This is a genomic window from Paenibacillus phytorum, assembly GCF_013141715.1.
GTDB lineage: Bacteria > Bacillota > Bacilli > Paenibacillales > NBRC-103111 > Paenibacillus_E > Paenibacillus_E phytorum.
Genome location: NZ_WHOA01000024.1, coordinates 1 through 888, shown reverse-complemented (window position 1 = coordinate 888; position 888 = coordinate 1). Strand labels below are relative to the sequence as shown.

The 888-nt window shown below is 39.1% G+C and carries 1 protein-coding gene; it reads left to right on the top strand.

The genetic code is table 11. The features are described from left to right. Positions 1–305 precede the first annotated feature (305 nt). Positions 306–888, top strand: a 583-nt coding sequence (locus GC098_RS04065; protein WP_171641221.1) for a glycosyltransferase family 2 protein, incomplete at its 3' end; no start/stop codon positions are given.

Below are 888 nucleotides of genomic sequence, written 5' to 3'. Positions count from 1 at the left end.
ACTCTTTATTTTCAAGCCTGATATTCCTCCGTTTTCCGCCCTGGCAGCCGTTTTAGCTTCCGTGGAACAATGGCGAAGAAACCGCTCTGTTTTTTACAGGATTTCTCGAAATAGAACCCCAACCTAACCAAAACAGGGCGTGGACATGTTCACAAAAATAGCAATTTTTATACAAATGTCTAGTTTAGTTGAGGATCTTAAATTAATTGTACAATATATGGTAACAAGCATACATGCACTTTTATTTAGATGAACATATAACGATATCAGATGATTACACACTCTGCAGATAAGGAGGTAAGGGAATGGGCAAGTTTTCTAAATCTCCACAGGGAGTATCTATCATCACGAGTACAAACCGACCACACTATTTTAATAATATTCTCACGAATTACAACAATCAGCATTACCCGGTAAAAGAACTGATTATTGTCTTGAATAAAGAAAGTATGGAATTAACAAAGTATCGACAAATAGCTAAAAAATATAAAAATGTCTCAGTTTATAAGATTCCTGAAAAGGAATCTTTAGGTCGATGCCTGAATTATGCTGTAAGCAAAGCGAAATACCCGTTCATCACAAAGTTCGATGACGATGATTTCTACTCCCCGTTTTATTTGACCGGACAGATGAAGGCGTTGCATCGATCAAATGCTGATGTTGTGGGAAAACGGGCATATTTGGCCTATCTCGAAGCAAGAAAGCTGCTCGTCCTCCGCTTTCCTAAGCGACAGAATAAATTCGTTGGTTTAGTTGCGGGAGGGACCATCTTATTTAAAAGACGTGTGTTCGACCGAATACGATTTCCCCATGTGTCACTAGGAGAAGACGTTTCCTTTTTAAGCAGATGCCGGGCTAAAGGCTATAGAATATACGCACCTACTCCTT